16 protein-coding genes and 1 tRNA gene are annotated in these 15,290 nt (G+C 69.6%); 11 read left to right on the forward strand and 6 right to left on the reverse strand.

Annotated elements, in window-relative coordinates:
* Positions 1-356: 356 nt before the first annotated feature.
* Positions 357-719, reverse strand: a complete 363-nt coding sequence (locus ACIGDI_RS31805; RefSeq protein ID WP_399903861.1) for a DUF6344 domain-containing protein — start codon at positions 717-719, stop codon at positions 357-359.
* A gap of 338 nt (positions 720-1,057) precedes the next feature.
* Between ACIGDI_RS31805 and ACIGDI_RS31810 the strand changes: the two genes are divergently transcribed.
* Both ACIGDI_RS31810 and ACIGDI_RS31815 read left to right on the forward strand, forming a co-directional pair.
* Complete coding sequence (locus ACIGDI_RS31810; protein WP_003999697.1) at positions 1,058-1,186, forward strand: DLW-39 family protein; 129 nt, start codon at positions 1,058-1,060, stop codon at positions 1,184-1,186.
* Between the two features lie 205 nt (positions 1,187-1,391).
* Entirely contained in the window at positions 1,392-2,687 is a 1,296-nt protein-coding gene (locus ACIGDI_RS31815; protein WP_399903864.1) for a hypothetical protein, read from the forward strand.
* Here the strand turns inward: ACIGDI_RS31815 and ACIGDI_RS31820 are convergent.
* Together ACIGDI_RS31820 and ACIGDI_RS31825 are read right to left on the reverse strand one after the other, a co-directional pair.
* Entirely contained in the window at positions 2,651-4,261 is a 1,611-nt protein-coding gene (locus tag ACIGDI_RS31820) for a protein kinase (RefSeq protein WP_399903866.1), read from the reverse strand. The two genes, ACIGDI_RS31815 and ACIGDI_RS31820, sit on opposite strands and share 37 nt — an antisense overlap.
* A 167-nt stretch (positions 4,262-4,428) precedes the next feature.
* Positions 4,429-4,977 (reverse strand): helix-turn-helix domain-containing protein, encoded by a 549-nt coding sequence (locus ACIGDI_RS31825; RefSeq protein ID WP_399903869.1) that lies wholly within the window; start codon positions 4,975-4,977, stop codon positions 4,429-4,431.
* Positions 4,978-5,159: 182 nt separating this feature from the next.
* Here ACIGDI_RS31825 and ACIGDI_RS31830 point away from each other — a divergent pair.
* Positions 5,160-5,232 (forward strand) — tRNA-Ala (locus ACIGDI_RS31830).
* A 495-nt stretch (positions 5,233-5,727) separates the two neighbouring features.
* Here the strand turns inward: ACIGDI_RS31830 and ACIGDI_RS31835 are convergent.
* Positions 5,728-6,429, reverse strand: coding sequence for a DUF5324 family protein (locus tag ACIGDI_RS31835; RefSeq protein WP_399903871.1), 702 nt, complete (start codon positions 6,427-6,429; stop codon positions 5,728-5,730).
* Positions 6,430-6,732: 303 nt separating this feature from the next.
* Here ACIGDI_RS31835 and ACIGDI_RS31840 point away from each other — a divergent pair, with 303 nt between their 5' ends.
* Complete coding sequence (locus ACIGDI_RS31840; protein ID WP_200701874.1) at positions 6,733-7,266, forward strand: peptidylprolyl isomerase; 534 nt, start codon at positions 6,733-6,735, stop codon at positions 7,264-7,266.
* Positions 7,267-7,395: 129 nt separating this feature from the next.
* Positions 7,396-8,280 carry a rhomboid family intramembrane serine protease gene (locus ACIGDI_RS31845; RefSeq protein ID WP_399903873.1) on the forward strand — a complete coding sequence of 295 codons (885 nt, stop codon included), beginning with the start codon at positions 7,396-7,398 and terminating at the stop codon, positions 8,278-8,280.
* A 246-nt stretch (positions 8,281-8,526) separates the two neighbouring features.
* On the opposite strand, the gene crgA is transcribed toward ACIGDI_RS31845, so the two are convergent.
* On the reverse strand, positions 8,527-8,781 hold the full coding sequence (gene crgA / locus ACIGDI_RS31850) for a cell division protein CrgA (RefSeq protein WP_058924281.1): 255 nt from the start codon (positions 8,779-8,781) through the stop codon (positions 8,527-8,529).
* A gap of 142 nt (positions 8,782-8,923) precedes the next feature.
* Between crgA and ACIGDI_RS31855 the strand changes: the two genes are divergently transcribed.
* The 6 genes from ACIGDI_RS31855 to ACIGDI_RS31880 are packed head-to-tail and all read left to right on the forward strand — an operon-like array spanning position 8,924 to position 13,170.
* Positions 8,924-9,703 carry a DUF881 domain-containing protein gene (locus tag ACIGDI_RS31855; protein WP_200701876.1) on the forward strand — a complete coding sequence of 260 codons (780 nt, stop codon included), beginning with the start codon at positions 8,924-8,926 and terminating at the stop codon, positions 9,701-9,703.
* Positions 9,704-9,726: 23 nt separating this feature from the next.
* On the forward strand, positions 9,727-10,425 hold the full coding sequence (locus ACIGDI_RS31860; protein WP_399903877.1) for a class E sortase: 699 nt from the start codon (positions 9,727-9,729) through the stop codon (positions 10,423-10,425).
* A 17-nt stretch (positions 10,426-10,442) separates the two neighbouring features.
* Positions 10,443-10,640: a hypothetical protein gene (locus tag ACIGDI_RS31865; RefSeq protein ID WP_399904582.1), complete on the forward strand. Its 198-nt coding sequence runs from the start codon at positions 10,443-10,445 to the stop codon at positions 10,638-10,640.
* Positions 10,637-11,275, forward strand: a complete 639-nt coding sequence (locus tag ACIGDI_RS31870; RefSeq protein WP_399903880.1) for an aminodeoxychorismate/anthranilate synthase component II — start codon at positions 10,637-10,639, stop codon at positions 11,273-11,275. The genes ACIGDI_RS31865 and ACIGDI_RS31870 overlap by 4 nt, the downstream gene beginning before the upstream one ends.
* Positions 11,272-12,408, forward strand: coding sequence for a class E sortase (locus ACIGDI_RS31875; RefSeq protein ID WP_399903882.1), 1,137 nt, complete (start codon positions 11,272-11,274; stop codon positions 12,406-12,408). Before ACIGDI_RS31870 ends, ACIGDI_RS31875 begins: the two co-directional genes overlap by 4 nt.
* Positions 12,409-12,420: 12 nt before the next feature.
* Positions 12,421-13,170 (forward strand): class E sortase, encoded by a 750-nt coding sequence (locus tag ACIGDI_RS31880; protein ID WP_399903885.1) that lies wholly within the window; start codon positions 12,421-12,423, stop codon positions 13,168-13,170.
* A gap of 72 nt (positions 13,171-13,242) precedes the next feature.
* Here the strand turns inward: ACIGDI_RS31880 and pknB are convergent, their stop codons facing one another.
* Positions 13,243-15,228: a Stk1 family PASTA domain-containing Ser/Thr kinase gene (gene pknB / locus ACIGDI_RS31885; protein ID WP_399903888.1), complete on the reverse strand. Its 1,986-nt coding sequence runs from the start codon at positions 15,226-15,228 to the stop codon at positions 13,243-13,245.
* Between the last annotated feature and the right edge of the window lie 62 nt (positions 15,229-15,290).

Raw genomic sequence — 15,290 nt, forward strand, 5'->3', positions numbered from 1 at the left:
CCCGCTACGACAAGACCGCCGAGTCCTACCAGGCAGCTGTCACCCTCGCCTCGCTCCTGATGTGGGCGTGACCCATTTGAAGACAACTCCTAGGGGGCCTGTCCCGGACGGAGGTCCTGGTGGGGGGCCGGACGGAAGTCCTGGCGGAAGTCCTGACGGAAGTCCTCGTGGGGGCGAGGGCGTCGGCGATGCGGTGAAGTACATGTGCGGCTGCTTCGACACGTCGGGCGCTTCAAGTCTTTGGGTGTTGCGGGTAGTGCGGGTGTCTCACGTCTTTGGGTGCTGCGGGTGCTGCGGGTACTGCGGGTACTGCGGGTACTGCGAGGAGTCTCAGGTGATCCGTGGCGTCCGTCGGGTCACGCGCACGGAGCGGCGGCGGTGGCCGGCTCGGAGGAGCCGTCCTGCGTGGTCGCGTCCGTCTCGTCGAGCGGCCGGTGGCGGCAGCTGGGGGCCTTTCCGTGGGCCTCGGCACCGATGCGCTGCTTCATCGTGGGAGGCAGGGCCGCGGTGTGGGACCACGACCACTGGTGCGACGCCGTCGGCATCGTCACGTGGTGCGCCATGACACCGGTGCCGGCATCGGCGGCGGTGTTGCCGGTCGCCTCGGTCCGCGCTACGGCCGCGGCGGCGGTGGTCGTGACGAGTCCGAGCGCCGTGCACAGCGCGAGGAAGGCGGTGACGAAGGCGGTCCAGAGCTTCATGACCTGGTTGCGGGCCATGGTCCCTCACTTTCGGGTTGGGCGATTTGCGTACTTTCCTCATGATGTGTATGGGGCTCGCGAAGTGGTGGACCGACGCCCGTGGCGCGTCGATCTTCAGATGAACACCACACGAATGGCCGCAAGAGGCCGGAAAAGTGGAAGAGGATACGCAAGCAGGGATCAAGTGACCGTCCGTACGGGTGTGATCACCGTCAGATAGGAGCGGTCGGCTCCGGTTCTACTGCGTTCCCGCGGAGGGAAGTTGAGGGGCCCGCACAGGTCACCGATCGGTATCGGTCGGTGTGTATAGTCGGGCGCCAGAGGTCCCCTACGTCAAGGAAAGACGAGGTCGCGCGGTGAAGAAGCTTCTCCTGGTCGCACTGGCCGCCATCGGCGGGCTCCTCGTGTACCGCCAGATCCAGGCGGATCGCGCCGAGCAGGATCTGTGGACGGAGGCGACTGACTCCGTGCCCACGGGTTCCTGAGCACCGACATCCGATTCTGAGCAGACCCCGGCCGTCCGACGGTCGGGGTTTTGTGTTGCCGCGAGTCGTCCGAGGGGTTAGGGAAGTCCCTGGAGGCGGGCGTTTCGGACGCTCGTCCGCAATGCGCGGGTGACGCGCGGCGCCGCGGGGCAGGATGGGCGACGGTCCCGCCTTGGAGGGCCGTGACGACGGGGGGTGGCGCGAGATGGGGTGGCGTACGGCGGCCGTGGCAGCGGTGCTGTGCACATCGGCGGTCGGCACATCGGCTTTCGCGGCCGAGGCCTCGTCCTCCTCGTACGGCTTCGCCCCGGACGCCAGGCCGATCGAAGGCGCGACGCTGCCCACGGAGGCCGAGACCCTCCAGCCCGGCGGGAGTTACCGCAGCTCCCTCCCCCGGGCCGCGACGCGCTACTACCGGCTCGAACTCGACGCCGACTCCAACGCCTATGTCTCCGCCACCGCCGTCCCGCGCACGGACGACAAGCTCTCGCTGAGCGACGGTCTCAAGGTGTCGGTGCGGACCCCCGACGGCCACTCCTGTTCCACCCAGACCGCCCGCTTCGGCGCGTCCGGCAGCCCGCACCCCATCACAGCGTCGGGTGCGCGCACCACCTCCCCGCGCACCCCGCTGTGCACGGACGGCGGTACGTACTACGTCGTCGTAGAGCGGGTCGGCACCGCCGCCTCCCCGGGCGGCGACTGGGACCTGGAGCTGACCGCCGCGACCGAGCCGGGCCTGCGGCAGACCGGGGAGGCGACCGCCCCCCGGTCCTGGGACTCCGCCACACCCGCTCCCCCCACCGGCGAGGCCCGGTCCCGCCCGGGCGGCCCGGGATTCGCCCAGGCGGCCTCCTTGGGCCCAGGTGTCTGGCGCACCGGTCTCTCGCCCGGGCAGACGCTCTTCTACCGGGTCCCCGTCGACTGGGGCCAGCAGCTGTCCGCCACGGCCGAACTGGACCCCGCCGGCGGCGACGCACGTGGCTACACGGCCGACGCCCTGGACCTGACCCTCTACAACCCGGTGCGCGCCCCCGTGGAGGACACCGACAGGGGATACGACGGCAGTCGCCGGGCGGCCGCTCTCGCCCCGGTGCCACCGGTGGACTACCGCAACCGCTACACCGGCATCCCCCGGATCAAGGGCATGCGCTTCGCGGGCTCGTACTTCCTCGCCGTGCACCTCTCCGCCGCGGTCGCCGACGACTTCGGCGACGGCCCCTTCGGACTGATCCTGCGCGTACGGATCAAGGGTGCGGCGCAGGACGGCCCCGGTTACGCGGGCCAGTCCGTCCCGCAGAACCTCTTCCAGGTCAGCCCGCGGGAACGGGCGACCGGGGTGGACCTCGGGACCGGGAGCGGCGACACCGCCATGAGGGCCCTCGCCGTGGGCGGGATCGGGGCGGGGACCGTGCTGCTGGCCGTCCTCGGCGGGTGGACACTGACGGCCCGGCGGCGGGCCGCGGTTCAGATGCGGGCCAGGGCCCAGAACCCCACGGCGTAACAGGCCAGCGCCAGCAGCAGCAGCGGGAACACCACCTTGGCGGGTGGGCCCGGTCGGCGTGCGCGATGACCGGCACGACGGTCCCGGCGCCCGGCCCCGCTGGGGACCTCCGGCGCGGGACGGGGAACTTGCGGAACCTCGGCGGTGTACGAAGCCGTGGAGGCGTCGGCGCGCTGATCGGGCGCCGCTGGCGCGGTCCGGGGGGAGGACAGGACGTACGTGGCGTCGTCGGGGGAGTAGCGGACCGGCGGTGGGACGGAGGGGGCCTGGGGCCCGGCGTACAGCGGTGGCTGTGGGGGCCGCGCCGGAGGTGCGGGAGTCCGCGGGGAGGCACCGGTGTCCTGCGGGGGCGGCAGCTGGAAGCTGCCGGTGTCCGACATGCTCGGCGGTTGAGCGGGGGTGCGGGCCGCCTGCCGGGGCCCAGTGTCTCGGCGAGGGTCGGTGTCCGGTCGTGACCCCGGCGGCGTGGATCCCGTCCCCGGCGCCGGCCCCAGGGGCGACGCCGTCCTCGAGAGCGGCGCGTGCTCCTCCGCCGGCATCGAGCCGATCCCCGCATCCGTGCCCCCGCCCGGTCCGGACGGCCCGCGCGGCCCTGAAGGCGCCTCCCGCTCGTCCGGCCAGGACGCCGGCTCTCTCCGTACGTCCCCGGTGGCGAAGGTCGCTCCCGGCCTCGGTCCGACCCCCGGTGCCCGCTTGAGGGGTCCGTCGGCGGTGAAACCGGGCGGCAGTGGGCCGAGTTGGTCGAATATCTCGATCAACTCGTCGTCCGGGCCCGGCTCCGGCAGGAGCTCCCCGGCCGCGGCGAGCGCCTTGCGCGCCCCCGTGGCAGTGCGGAACCTCGTCTGCGGGTCGGGCTGCAGCAGCGACGCCACGACCTGCCACAGCGGCTCGGGAATGCCCTTGGGCGCGCTCGGCGTCCCGTGCGCCGCGAAGTACTCCACCAGCGCCTTGGTGTCCGGCTTGGCGCCCTCCAGCAGATACAGCGCGACCAGGCCCACCGCGAAGAGGTCCGCTGGGAAGTCCGGTTCGGCGCCCAGCATCTGCTCGGGTGCCAGGTAACCGGGCGTCCCCACCACGAGGTTGGTCTCCGTCAGCCGCGGCTCGCCCATGCGCATGGCGATGCCGAAGTCGGACAGCCTCAGGTGCGGGCGGCCCGTGCCGGTCGCCTCCAGCAGCACGTTGGCCGGCTTGATGTCACGGTGCACGACGTCCTCCGCGTGCACCGCGGCCAGCCCCGACAGCAACTGGTCGAGCAGCGTGCAGACGAACGCCGGCGGCAGGGGCCCGTAGTCGCCGACCAGATGGACCAGTGAGCCGCCCCCGACCAGGTCCATGGTGAACAGGACCTTGTCGTCGTCGGCGGCCCAGCTGGCGGGCGCGAGCACATGAGGGTGGTCGATCCGCAGAGCCTGCTCGCGCACGAAGCGCAGCAGCGAGTGCGCGTCACGCTGTTGCAGCACCTTGGCGGCCACGTAGCGGCGACGGCGGTGGTCCCAGGCGCGCCAGACGGCGCCGACCCCTCCGCGCCCGATCGGGTCGACCAGTTCGTACCGGCCGGCGAAGACCTCACCCATGGCTGTGCGTCGCTCCTCCCCCTGCGGCTACCCCCCTTGCTTCCCCCTCGACGAGCGATACGACTCCCCCTCGCGCCCCCCTGCTCCGGAACTCCCCAGCGGCATCGGCATCCGCCTCGTCCGTGGCCCGGTCCGCCGAACCCCCTTCGGCGGACCGGGCCTTCGGCTCAGTTCTGGTGGGACTGGTAGTGCGCCACCGCGTCCGAGGTGCGGCCGGCGCCGTACACGCGCAGGAACTCCGCCAGTTCGGGGTGGGTCGTGGCGAGCGTGTCCGCGGCGTCGATGATGTCGCCCGCGGCGGCCACGGACCGCAGCAGTGACTGGATCTCACGGACCACCCGCTTGACCGTCGGAGCACCCGAACTGCTGGTCGTGGTCGTGGTGTTGCTGAGCACTGATCCCCCCTGGGACTTCTTGATCTCCTCCATGCGGTCGGTGGCCTCAGCGGCGCTGACACTGCCGTCCGCGACCTGCCCCGCCAGGTCCTGCAGCAGCTGCACCCGCTGAACGACCGCCGGATTGCCGATCTTCGCCCGCTGACCGCTCATCAGCTGCGACAGCATCGGAGCGGACAGACCGAGTACCCCCGCCAGACGAGCCTGGTTGAGACCGAGATCGTCTATGAGCTTACGGAAGAGCGCCCCCAAAGGCTCCCCGTACCAGTTCCGCTGCAGTTCCCGCGCTCTCGCGGTCGCTTCCTGCTGTGCGGCGTCCATTGCGTCTCCCCATCGCTTCCCCAAGTACTGTGGTTCGCTGTAGCGAACCACGCCGAGCATCTTACGGAGCGTGGTCGCCTGCGGGGACCCCCAATCTTTTTGCGAGATCCCGGGGGTGACCCGGTACTCTGGTCCCCGGCGGCCGTCGGTATGTGGTTCTTCCGGCAGGGCGTCTCGCTCACGGGGCCTTAGCTCAGTTGGTAGAGCGCTGTCTTTGCATGGCAGATGTCAGGGGTTCGACTCCCCTAGGCTCCACTCCTCAACCCCTCCGACCTGGCACGACGCGGGCGGAGGGGTTTTGCGTGCCGTCGGCCGCACTGCGCGGCGGGGAGCGGGCCTCCACGCGGCGGACCGGGGACGCGGCAGGCGATCATCAGGGGCCGGCTACGGCCTCTCGGGCGCTGCGGCCACCCCTCGCGGTCTGGTCGGCCTTTCGGCGCCGCGCCCCCTCGCGGTCCGTGGACGGGACCGACGCCCCTGGCCCCCGAGTCCGGCCACCCGAACGGCCGATGGGCGTGACGTGCGTCACGGGCCCGGCTCCGTAGCCGGCGTGTGGGTTTGCGCAAACGTCACGGACAGACCCGGTCCGCGGGATCACCGTGCAGGTCGCGTGGGGCGCTTGTGGGCACGGGTCGTTGCAAACGTCACCGCGAACGGACGGCGCGGAGGCGATGTTCCACGTGAAACAACGCCGTGGGGCGGGAGACCCTCAAGTCTCCCGCCCCACGGCGTTGTCGGCGCCGAAGGGCGTCAGTTCCCCTCGTCGTGCCGAGCGGCCTCTTCCTCGGCCTCCTTGGCCTGTACCTCAGGATCCAGAGCCGACTGGCCGCTGCCGTCCACCGACGTCAGCCGGCTCGACTCCGGAACCTCCGTCGCCGCCGGCGGTTCCACCAGCCAGTCGGGGTTGGCCTGCTTGTCCCACCACTTCCAGGCGGCGAAGGCGCCGCCCGCGACGGCGCCGACCACCAGCAGCACGCGGGCGACCCGACCGGCTCGCGCCCGCCGCTCGTGCTTGCGGATCAGCTTCTGGATCTCCTTCGCGGTGACCTGGCCGCGCAGCGCCGCCAGTGCGGCGACACCGCGGGCGGTGGCCTCGTCCCTGACGGGCCCGGCCGCGGCCACGGCCTGCTCGATCTTCGGCCGGGAGTACTCGGCGGCCTGCCGGGCCGCCTTGCGGGTGAGGGCGGCCGCGTCCTGGGCGGCCTGGTCGACCTTCGGCGGCACATGCGTACGGGCCTGTTCGATGCGCGGTGCGACGTAGGCGCCGTACTGGACGCGGGCCTGACCGGCGGCCTGCGTCACTACCGGCGCAAGCCGTACGCGGGCCTCCTGTGCGTAGTGCGCGGTCCTGTCCTTGGCCGTCTCGGCGTAGGGCGCCACCACTTCCGCGGCGTGCAGCACGCTGTCCTTCGCCGAACCGGTCGCGGCGCGCACGCTGTCGATGCGGGTCACGGGTTCCTCCTCCTCGGTGGCGTACGGTAATTCGACTTTCCACCCTTTTACGGATCATGCCTGCCAATGAATCGCCAGGCATGCGAGGGCGGGCATCCGGGTCATGAGGATGAATACGGGGCAACGAGAGCTTGTCGTCGACAATGCCACGGATCGCCGCGCAGCGCTTCGGTACCCGGGGGTACGAGCCGGTTTTCCGCAACCGGATACCCCGGATCCGCGCCGGGAAGCAGGTGCCGGGCGACGCGGGGCGCGTGGCGTGCGAGGATCGGGGGGTCACAGGAAGACAACGGAAGGCAGATCGTGGCTGAGCAGCTTTACGCCACCCTGAAGACCAACCACGGCGACATCGAAGTCCGGCTCCTGCCGAACCACGCCCCGAAGACGGTCCGGAACTTCGTCGAGCTCGCCCAGGGCGAGCGTGAGTGGGTCAACCCCGCCACCGGCGCCAAGTCCACGGACCGGCTCTACGACGGTACGGTCTTCCACCGGGTGATCAGCGGTTTCATGATCCAGGGCGGCGACCCCCTGGGCAACGGTACCGGCGGTCCCGGTTACCAGTTCGAGGACGAGTTCCACCCGGACCTCTCCTTCAACAAGCCCTACCTGCTGGCCATGGCCAACGCCGGTCCGGGCACGAACGGCTCGCAGTTCTTCATCACCGTCGCGCCCACGACGTGGTTGAACCGCAAGCACACCATCTTCGGTGAGGTCACCGACGCGGCGAGCCAGAAGGTCGTGGACGCGATCGCCACCGCGCAGACCAACCCGCGCACCGACCGTCCGGTCAACGACGTCGTCATCGAGTCCGTCGTCGTCGAGACCCGCGAGGGCTGAGACCGCGAGGGACGACTCCCCCACGAGGCGAGTCCCCGCACGGCAGGAACCAAACGCCCCGCTCATCCGTAAAGATGGGCGGGGCGGTGCGTTCGTGCCCGGCACCCGGACGACGACCTAGGGGATGTCATGGAACACGCGGCAGGCAGCTCGCAGGACGCCCAGAGCGTGCCCGGCTGCTACCGCCACCCGGACCGCGAGACCGGGATCCGCTGCACGCGCTGCGAGCGCCCCATCTGCCCCGAGTGCATGGTCAACGCGTCCGTGGGCTTCCAGTGCCCCGAATGCGCCCGCGGCGACTCCGGTACGGGCCACGCCCCGGCCGCCTCCCGGCCCCGCACCGTGGCCGGCGGCACCGTCACGGCCGACCCGCGGCTGTGCACCAAGATCCTCATCGGCCTCAACGTCGCCGTCTTCATCGCGGTGCACGTGCGGCCTTCGCTGCTGAACGACCTGGTTCTCCTCGGCGCCTGGCCGCCGGCCCCCTACACACCCACCCAGGGCGTCGCGGGCGGCGAGTGGTACCGCATGGTCACCACGATGTTCACGCACCAGGAGATCTGGCACATCGCCTTCAACATGCTGAGCCTGTGGTGGCTGGGCGGCCCGCTCGAGGCCGCACTCGGCCGCGCCCGCTACCTGACCGTCTACTTCGTCTCCGGACTGGCGGGCAGCGCCCTGGCCTATCTCCTGGCCTCCCCGAGCACCGCCACCCTCGGCGCCTCCGGTGCCGTCTTCGGCCTCTTCGGCGCCACCGCCGTGCTGATGCGCCGGCTCAACTACGACATGCGGCCGATCATCGCCCTGCTGGCCATCAACCTGGTCATCACCTTCGGCTGGGGCGGCATCTCCTGGCAGGCCCACATCGGCGGCCTGGTGGCCGGTGTCGTCACGGGCTACGGGATGGTGCACGCCCCGCGCGAGCGCCGCGCCCTCGTGCAGTACGGAACGAGCGCCCTCGTGCTGGTCGCCGTGGTGGTGGTCACCCTGCTCAGGACGGCTCAGCTCACCTGACGTGCCCGGTTGTCCACAGCGTGTGGCGAATCTTGTGCATGATGCCCGGGAACAGCTGTGCCCCCTGTCACTGAGCGGTGTTCCCGCAGGTCAGGCAGGGGGCGAACAAGCTTGCGAAGATGGGTGCGACAGTCGTACCGGCGTCAATGGCGGACTGGTTATCCACAGATCGTCGTTCTTTATCCCCAGGGCTCCTGTGGATATTTCACGGGCTGTGGATAACTCGGCGCATACCCCTGGGCAGAGCTACTTCCACTGGGTGGAGACACCGAATCCGGCGGCAATGAAGCCGAAGCCGACCACGATGTTCCAGTTGTCCAGTGCGTCGATGGGCAGTGAACCGTCGGTCACGTAGAAGACGACGATCCAGGCGAGCCCGATGACGAACATGGCCAGCATCACGGGCGCCACCCAGGCGCGGTTGGTCAGCTTGATGGCGGTCGCCTGCTTCGCCGGGGGCGGCGTGTAGTCGGCCTTCTTGCGGATACGTGACTTCGGCACGAGGGTCTCTCCTGTCGATGCGCTGCGTGGCCGCGCAGGGATCTGTGGCTGGCTCCGGAGCAGCGTACAAGGGGACTCTTAGCGCTCCCCCGGGCGTCCGTTAGCGTAGTGCTTCCGCGGTGCCGAAGGAGATAAGGGTACGTTGAGCAATTCTGCCGACTCCCCCCGGTCCGGATCCAGTGCTGCCCCAGGGCGCCGTTTCCGGCCCGTGCGGGTGCTCACGGTGGCGGTCTTCGCCCTCGCGGGACTCATTTTCTTCACCAGTTTCAATACGGCCAAGGGCACCAATATCCGGACGGACACGTCCTTGCTGAAGCTTTCGGACCTCATCCAGGAGCGCAGCCGGAAGAACAAGGAACTGGACGACGCCAACGCCTCCCTGCGCCGTGACGTCGAGGCGCTCGCCGAACGCGACGACGGCAGCAGCAAGGCGCAGGACGAGAAGCTCTCCGCCCTGGAGAAGAGCGCCGGCACGCAGAAGGTCAAGGGCACGGCGATCACCGTCACCCTCAACGACGCCCCGCCGAACGCCACCGCCAAGCTCCCCGGCTACCCCGAGCCGCAGCCGGACTACCTGGTCATCCACCAGCAGGACCTGCAGGCCGTGGTGAACGCCCTGTGGCAGGGCGGCGCCAAGGGGATCAAGGTCATGGACCAGCGGCTGATCTCCACCAGCGCCGTGCGCTGCGTCGGCAACACGCTGATCCTGCAGGGCCGGGTCTACTCACCGCCGTACAAGATCACCGCGGTCGGGGACCCGGACAAGCTGAACAGGGCGCTGTCCGACTCCGCCGCGATCCAGAACTACATGGTCTACGTGAATGTCTACGGCCTCGGCTGGAAAGTGACGCAGGACGGGACGGTGACTCTTCCCGGCTACTCGGGCACAGTGGATCTGCACTACGCCCAGCCTGTGGAGTGAACTGAGCAGTTCGGGAGCTGCCGGTGCGCGTTGTCGTCAGGACCCTCAGCGAGCTGTGCATCACCGTCGGGACCCTGATCTGCCTCTTCGTCGTCTACGTGCTGTTCTGGACCGGCGTGCGCGCGGACGGCGCGATGAACCACCAGATCGACGTGCTGCACGACCAGTGGTCGAAGCAGACGGCACACCCGAAGTCGACCGCCGGGGCCGCGAGCGGAAGTTCCGCCGCTCCCGCCCGGCCCGCCCCGTACGTCGCGGGCAAGCCCTTCGCGATCATGTACATCCCGCGGCTCGGTTTCACGTGGAACAAACCGGTGCTGGAGAACACCGAGGTGAACAGCCTCAAGAAGGGCCTCGGGCACTACGCGGACACCGCGCGGCTCGGCCAGGTGGGCAACTTCGCGGTCGCCGGGCACCGGCGCACGTACGGCGACCCGTTCGTGGACTTCCCCAAGCTGCGGCCCGGGGACGCCGTTGTCCTGACCGACGGGACGAACTGGTTCACGTATCGGATCGACAAAGGCCCCTACAAAACCGTTCCCACCGACGTTGAGGTGATCGACCCTGTCCCACGTAAGTCGGGGTATACGCGTGCGGGCCGGTATCTGACGCTGACCACCTGCGATCCCGAGTGGGGGCACAGTCACCGGCTCATCGTGTGGGCGCACCTGGACAGCACACAGCCTGTAGAGGAAGGCGAACCGGCGGCGCTGCGCCGTTAGTCTGGTGCGGATACGGCGTGAGTCTGGAGCCGTGGCGGAACGGAAGGGACGGCATGTACGGCTGGATCTGGCGGCATCTGCCGGGGAACGTGTGGGTGAGGGCGCTGATCGCGCTCGCACTCGTGCTGCTGGTGGTCTATGTCCTCTTCCAGTACGTCTTCCCGTGGGCCGAACCGCTGCTGCCCTTCAACGATGTGACGGTGGACAACCAGTGAGCGCTCGCATTCTCGTCGTCGACAACTACGACAGCTTCGTCTTCAACCTGGTCCAGTACCTGTACCAGCTGGGCGCCGAGTGCGAGGTGCTGCGCAACGACGAGGTGGCGACCGCGCACGCCCAGGACGGCTTCGACGGAGTGCTGCTGTCGCCGGGCCCGGGCACGCCCGAGGAGGCCGGCGTCTGCGTCGAGATGGCCCGCCACTGCGCCGCCACCGGTGTGCCGGTCTTCGGCGTGTGCCTGGGCATGCAGTCGATGCAGGTGGCGTACGGCGGTGTCGTGGACCGCGCGCCGGAGCTGCTGCACGGCAAGACCTCGCTGGTGGAGCACGAGGGCAAGGGCGTCTTCGCCGGCCTGCCCAGCCCCTTCACGGCGACCCGCTACCACTCCCTGGCGGCGATGCCCCTGACCGTGCCGGCCGAGCTGGAGGTCACGGCCCGCACGCAGGACGGCATCATCATGGGCCTGCGCCACCGTGAACTCCCGGTCGAGGGCGTGCAGTTCCACCCCGAGTCCGTGCTCACCGAGCACGGACACCGGATGCTGGCCAACTGGCTGGTCGAGTGCGGCGACGAGGGCGCGGTGGCGAGGTCGGCGGGGCTCGCCCCGGTGGTGGGCAGGGCCACGGCGTGACCGCACTGCGCCCCGAGCGCGAGACCGACGCCTCGTACGGGCAGGAGCCCTACGAGGCGTCCGGTGCGTTCGAGGAGTGGTACGGGGACGCGGCGGGGCAGCAGGGGGGATACGCCACACCGGCCGAGGAGCCGTACGCGGCGCCGGTGACGGAGCAGCCGTACGAACCGTATCTGCCGCCGATCGACGAGGAGACGGTGGCGCTGCGGATCCCCGATCCGCCGCTGGGCGCGTCCATATCGCCTTCTGGCGCCCCAACAGCAACACCGGTATCGGGAACCCCTTCGGGCGGACGAGCGGCCCGCAGAAAGGCCGCCAAGCGCCGTGGTGGGCGTCATGGAGGCGCACACGCGGCATCGGAGTCGGCGGAGAGCGCCGAATCATCCGATTCCTTCGGATCGTCCGGTTCCGGCGCGCCCCTCTCCCGCGTCGAGGCCCGTCGGCAGGCCCGCGCCCGCAAGCCGAGTCCCGGCGTCATCGCGAGCCGGGCCGTCGGAGAGCTGTTCATCACCACCGGTGTGCTGATGCTGCTGTTCGTGTCCTACCAGCTGTGGTGGACGAACGTCCGCGCGCACGCACAGGCGGACAAGGAGACGAGCAGCCTGCAGAAGGACTGGGCGAGCGGGAAGCGCGAGCCGGGGGAGTTCCAGCCCGGTCAGGGCTTCGCGATCCTCCACATCCCCGAACTCGACGTGGTCGTGCCCATCGCCCAGGGCGTCAGCAACAAGAAGGTCCTGGACAAGGGCATGGTCGGCCACTACAGCGAGGGCAAGCTGAAGACGGCGATGCCGTCGGACAAGACCGGCAACTTCGCGCTCGCCGGCCACCGCAACACGCACGGCGAGCCGTTCCGCTACATCAACAAGCTCAAGGCGGGCGACGAGATCGTCGTGGAGACGCAGGACGACTACTACGTCTACAAGATGACGTCCATGCTGCCGGTGACGTCGCCGAGCAACACGAGCGTGATCAACCCCGTGCCGCCGCAGTCCGGCTTCACCAAGCCGGGCCGTTACATCACCCTCACCACCTGTACGCCGGAGTACACGAGCAAGTACCGGTTGATCGTCTGGGGCAAGATGGTCGAGGAACGGCCGCGCAGCAAGGGCAAGCCGGATGCGCTCGTCCAGTAGGGACAGATGAACGTGGCAGCGACCACCGACGGCACACAAGAGGACACCGACGCCACCGCGGCACCCCCGGCACGGCGCCGGCGCGGCACAGGCCGTATCGCCATGGCGGTGAGCGTCTTCGGCGAACTCCTCATCACCGCGGGCCTGATCCTCGGGCTCTTCGTCGTCTACTCGCTGTGGTGGACGAACGTCATCGCCGACCGGGCAGCGGACAAGCAGGCGGACAAGGTGCGCGACACCTGGGCCCACGAGCCCAGCGGCCCCGGCGCGCTGGACACCAAGAACGGCGTCGGCTTCCTGCATGTCCCCGCCATGAAGAACGGCGAGGTCCTGGTCGAGAAGGGCACCTCGACGGACGTCCTCAACGAGGGCGTGGCCGGCTACTACACGGACCCGATCAAGGCGGCGCTCCCGATGACGGGCAAGAAGGGCAACTTCACCCTCGCCGCCCACCGGGACGGCCACGGCGCCAAGTTCCACAACATCGACAAGCTGCGCAAGGGCGACCCGATCGTCTTCGAGACGCGGGACAAGTGGTACGTCTACAAGGTCTACGACATCCTCGACGAGACCTCGAAGTACAACGTCAAGGTCCTCTCGCAGGTCCCGAAGGAGTCGGGGAAGACGAAGGCCGGCCACTACATCACCCTGACGACCTGCACCCCGGTGTACACCTCGCGCTACCGGTACGTGGTGTGGGGCGAGCTGGTCCGGGTGGAGAAGGTGGACAGCAAGCGGACGCCGCCGAAGGAACTGCGGTAGGCGGCGAAGAAGCCCCGGTCCTCCGACGGAGGACCGGGGCTTCTTCTGTGTCGGCGGGCATCCGCCTCGGCGTCAGCCGAAGATGCCGCCGTTGTTGTTGCCGCCGTTGTTTCCGCCGCCGCCCACGGTCACGAGAGTGATCGTCGTGTTCGCGGGGTCGTCGACCCCTGTGTTGCCCTGCGGATCCTGCTGCAGGACGAACGCGTCGTCGCTCTGGTCACTGCCGTTGGCGAACTGGATGTTGTTGAAACCGGCCTGCTGCAGGGCCTTCTTGGCGTCCTTGACGCGCTGGCCGACGACGCTGGGGACCGCCGTCTGCTGCTGCTTCTGACCGATGCTGATCTGCACCGTGGTGTTCTTCTTGACCGGGGTGCCGTTCGCCGGGTTGGTCGAGATGGCCTTGCCGACCTGGTTGTCGTCGGTGGTCGGCGTGTTGACGCAGTTGCCGTTCAGACCGACGTCGGAGAGAGCGGCCTTGGCGTCGTCGCAGCTCTTGCCGGTGACGTCCGGGACGGCGACGGTCGACGGGGCCTTGGCGACGGTGAGGGTGATCGTGGATCCCTTCTCCACCTCCTTGCCGCCGATCGGGTCCTGCTCGAGGACCTGGTTCGCCTGCTCCGAGGACTCCCGCGTCTTCACCTCGACCTTGAACCCGTAGTTGTCACCCCCGAGCTTCTGCTTGGCCTCGTCGAGGCTGAGCCCGACGACACCCGGCACCTGAACCTTCGGCGCCCCCGTCGACACCACGAGGTTGACCGCAGTCCCCTTCTTCACCTCGGAGTTCTTGGTCGGGTCCTGGGAACAGACGGTGCCCTTGGTCTGGGCCTCGCAAGGCTTCTTGGTGACCGAGCCCACAGTCAGGTCGCTGTTGGTCAGCTGCTTCTCGGCGTCCCCCAGCTTCAGGCTCACCAGGTTGGGCACCTGGACGGTGCCGTTGCCGACGCCCCCGCCCCCGAACGCCCACTTGCCGATCAGGATCGCGCCGACCAGCACCAGGACGCCCGCCACGACCAGCAGGATCGTGGAGGTGTTGGACTTCTTCTGGCGGCGGCGGTCGACGCGGTCGTCGTAGCCGTAGCCCTGGTCGTCCGGGCCGCCCATGGGCGGCAGCATCGTCGTGGCGCCGGCGCCCGCGTCGGCGCGCAGGGCCGTCGTCGGCTGGTCGTCCGGGTAGCCGCCGTAGCCGACCGAGCCCATGGCCGCGGTGGCCGCGACCGGCTGGCCGTCGAGGCAGGCCTCGATGTCCAGGCGCATCTCGTCGGCCGACTGGTACCGGTAGTTCGGGTCCTTGACCAGCGCCTTCAGGACGATGGCGTCCATCTCGGGCGTGATCTCGGGGTCGAACACGGACGGCGGCTGCGCCTCCTCGCGGACGTGCTGGTACGCCACCGCGACCGGGGAGTCGCCGACGAACGGAGGGCGGACCGTCAGCAGCTCGTACAGCAGACAGCCCGTCGAGTACAGGTCGGACCGCGCGTCCACCTGCTCGCCCTTGGCCTGCTCCGGCGACAGGTACTGCGCCGTGCCGATGACCGCCGCGGTCTGCGTCATCGTCATGCCGGAGTCGCCCATGGCGCGGGCGATGCCGAAGTCCATGACCTTGACCTGGCCGTTGCGCGTGAGCATGACGTTGGCCGGCTTGATGTCGCGGTGGACGATGCCGTTCCTGTGGGCGTACTCCAGGCCCTGGAGGATGCCGATGGTCATCTCCATCGCGCGCTCGGGCAGGAGCTTGCGACCGGAGTGCAGGAGTTCGCGCAGCGTGGAGCCGTCGACGTACTCCATGACGATGTACGGGATCGAGACCCCGTCGATGTAGTCCTCGCCCGTGTCGTAGACCGCGACGATCGCGGGATGGTTGAGCGAGGCGGCCGACTGGGCCTCCCGGCGGAACCGGGCCTGGAAGGACGGGTCGCGCGCGAGGTCGGCGCGCAGCGTCTTCACCGCCACGGTGCGGCCGAGCCGGGTGTCATGCGCGAGGTATACCTCCGCCATGCCACCACGGCCGAGCACCTGGCCCAGCTCGTACCGGCCGCCGAGGCGACGCGGCTCTTCCATGCTTCCTACCAGCCCTCTCCGTCGGTCCCGACCGACACGGGTGTGCGGTCGGAGGCTGCCGT

The sequence above is a fragment of the Streptomyces sp. NPDC085900 genome (assembly GCF_044540925.1).
Classification (GTDB): domain Bacteria; phylum Actinomycetota; class Actinomycetes; order Streptomycetales; family Streptomycetaceae; genus Streptomyces; species Streptomyces gilvifuscus.

What these genes read in the sequence shown, in the direction of transcription:
- ACIGDI_RS31820 (WP_399903866.1), bottom strand. Translation starts at nt 4,261, where the DNA reads ATGGGTGAGGTCTTCGCCGGCCGGTACGAACTGGTCGACCCGATCGGG.
- ACIGDI_RS31815 (WP_399903864.1), top strand. Translation starts at nt 1,392, where the DNA reads ATGGGGTGGCGTACGGCGGCCGTGGCAGCGGTGCTGTGCACATCGGCG.
- ACIGDI_RS31825 (WP_399903869.1), bottom strand. Translation starts at nt 4,977, where the DNA reads ATGGACGCCGCACAGCAGGAAGCGACCGCGAGAGCGCGGGAACTGCAG.
- ACIGDI_RS31805 (WP_399903861.1), bottom strand. Translation starts at nt 719, where the DNA reads ATGGCCCGCAACCAGGTCATGAAGCTCTGGACCGCCTTCGTCACCGCC.
- ACIGDI_RS31845 (WP_399903873.1), top strand. Translation starts at nt 7,396, where the DNA reads ATGGAACACGCGGCAGGCAGCTCGCAGGACGCCCAGAGCGTGCCCGGC.
- pknB (WP_399903888.1), bottom strand. Translation starts at nt 15,228, where the DNA reads ATGGAAGAGCCGCGTCGCCTCGGCGGCCGGTACGAGCTGGGCCAGGTG.